This window comes from Paenibacillus sp. EKM10P, from assembly GCF_011800655.1.
In the GTDB taxonomy this organism is placed as follows: Bacteria; Bacillota; Bacilli; order Paenibacillales; family Paenibacillaceae; genus Paenibacillus; species Paenibacillus polymyxa.
This window is the reverse complement of record NZ_JAALET010000034.1, coordinates 1-2,408: the sequence shown is the minus strand read 5'-3', so window position 1 is coordinate 2,408 and position 2,408 is coordinate 1. Positions and strand designations below refer to the sequence as shown.

The 2,408-nt window shown below is 44.3% G+C and carries 3 protein-coding genes and 1 pseudogene; all 4 read left to right on the top strand.

Annotation, left to right across the window (positions count from 1 at the left end; genetic code table 11):
* Nucleotides 1-2: 2 nt before the first annotated feature.
* Nucleotides 3-92 (top strand): magnesium chelatase domain-containing protein, encoded by a 90-nt coding sequence (locus HFE01_RS27830; RefSeq protein WP_279287985.1) that lies wholly within the window; start codon nucleotides 3-5, stop codon nucleotides 90-92.
* Between the two features lie 19 nt (nucleotides 93-111).
* The gene (locus tag HFE01_RS26250) at nucleotides 112-411 is read left to right on the top strand and encodes a hypothetical protein (protein ID WP_243208280.1); all 300 of its coding nucleotides are present in this window, start codon (nucleotides 112-114) and stop codon (nucleotides 409-411) included.
* A 1,117-nt stretch (nucleotides 412-1,528) separates the two neighbouring features.
* A pseudogene (locus HFE01_RS26240) lies at nucleotides 1,529-1,691 on the top strand (EscU/YscU/HrcU family type III secretion system export apparatus switch protein); the annotation flags it as partial.
* Nucleotides 1,692-1,911: 220 nt separating this feature from the next.
* Nucleotides 1,912-2,408 (top strand): magnesium chelatase domain-containing protein (locus tag HFE01_RS26235; protein ID WP_279288083.1); only part of this gene is annotated, 497 nt, incomplete at its 3' end.

Here is a 2,408-nt window from a genome sequence, read left to right as displayed (position 1 = left end):
CAATCAAAAACTGCGGATTCAAATATCCATCCCAGCGTATCACGATTAACTTAGCTCCTGCTGATTTGCGTAAGGAAAGGCTCATCTTTTGATCTTGCCATCGCTTTAGGCTTGTTGACAACCAGTGAGCAGGTGTTTTACCGGTGGGGGAACGAACGCTGTTTATTGGCGAGCTGGCGCTTGATGGCAGCATTCGCCCTGTGTGATAGGGTGTTGTCCATGGTTGATCTGGCCAAGCGAGAGGGATTCGATTCCGTGCTGCTTCCTCAAGAAAACGCAAGCGAGGCACGTCTAATTACGGATATACGTATTTACGCTATACACCATCTGGCGGATCTTATCCCAGTTAATGATCATGCACAAGGCACCCCAGACGGCCAAGTGATGGAGTTCCTTGATCTTCATTTGTAGCGTGGCAATCCGCTTGAGCAGCTCTCCGTCGTTTTTCGTTCGCTCACTTCAATCAAGTTTACGAGCATAGCCCTGACATCGCGGGGCTTTTTTTATTGCCTACTGATAAAGATGGTCATTTTTTCCAATCTGTTTGTCTGTTTCGATTCTATAAAAACTAGCATATTCTATATTATTACAAAAGAAGGGAAGTTGATTCGAATGGGAAAAGTAAATTCTTCTAGAAAAATTCTGAAACCTACGCGTCGCCTAAGAACTAAAGCAGGTACCGCATTCATTTTTAGTATCAACAATGTAGGTCCGAATTTGTTCCAAAGTCGCTTGAACCTGGCTGGGTTTGTTAATTCCTCAAGTAGGGTACTTGTCTCGATCACGGAAATTGGTATTTTTGGCGGTCAAGTTAAGCCGTTTCAAGGAGCTGCTACCATGACGATCCATAACGTCGTTCCGCATGACGACGGTATAGTAATTGTACGTGGGAATACTGGCTGGGGTAGTCCCCTCAATATACGACTTTCAGTCGTGGTTTTCTAATCGTTAGACCTGCTGAACGCACTTCTCACGGGTGAAAACTGAAAACTCCCGCCACTACGTGGAAATAAAATGTCGAATTCGCGGCAGCGCACAGAGCAAAAAGTCCTGACCTCTCAGGTTTTTTTGTTCCTTCAATTTCTCATCAGACTTATCTATCGGAGAACGCAGTTATCCATGATGATCCATCCTTTAGTTAGGGTAAAGAAAATCAATAAAGAATGGAAATCGCACTCTCGCGTACGGCAATAGGAAACGCTCGTCAAGCCTTCGGCTTCTCCTCTTCGCGCCGACCGAAAGGGAGACGGCTTACTTGTCTTCTTTTTAGAGTTACATCATCGTGGAAAGTAAACTCGACAATACATCATTCCTGATAAATTTTAAATTAATAGTATTTATGAAATTATAAGAAAATCACAAATGTGTTTAATAGAGCCTAAAAGAAAAAAGCGATCTCCCACCGAAAGGAAAACCGCTTAGTATCGTCAAACCCTTGATATTACTTGGTTTTTCAATGCGTGAAAATGTATCATAATATCCTTCTTATGGGACGGCCGGGTGCTAGAAAAACGATGCTCATCCGCAGGTCGCCCTTAAATATACGCCCGGTGAGAGCGAAGCGCCGATTGTCGTTGCCAAGGGGAGCGGTCGCATTGCGGATAGCATTTTAGAAAAAGCCAAAGAACATGGTTCCTGTTCAGGAGGATGCTGCGCTGGTTGAAGTGCTGTCCAAACTTGATTTGGACGAACCCCGGAATCAAGACCACGTACTCCAGCAGCCGATAAGCTAACCTTGATTGACAAATAATCTGTCGTCAGATAAGCTTAGTTGAGGGTTTGAAATTAGGATTGAGAGCTAAATTTAAAACATTATATTTGCAATGAATGAAAATTTGGAAGCACCTTTTTTCATATAGGCAATGATTCCCGAGAGGGACATTTCAATATGAGGAGAGGTGCTTTTTTGATATGTATGGAAAATTACATGGAGCGTGTCTATATGGGATAGATGGCGTTCTGATCGAAGTTGAGACTGATTTGTCCAATGGCTTGCCTCAAACTGCGATAATCGGATTGCCGGATTCAGCCATTCGAGAGGCAGTAGAGCGTGTGAGAGCAGCAATCAAAAACTGCGGATTCAAATATCCATCCCAGCGTATCACGATTAACTTAGCTCCTGCTGATTTGCGTAAGGAAGGCTCATCTTTTGATCTTGCCATCGCTTTAGGCTTGCTGACAACCAGTGAACAGATTGTTTTGCCAGTGGGGGAACGAACGCTGTTTATTGGCGAACTGGCGCTGGATGGCAGCATTCGTTCTGTAAATGGGGTGTTGTCCATGGTTGATCTGGCCAAGCGAGAGGGATTCGATTCCGTGCTGCTTCCTCAGGAAAACGCAAGCGAGGCACGTCTAATTACGGATATACGTATTTACGCTATACACCATCTGGCGGATCTTATCCCAGT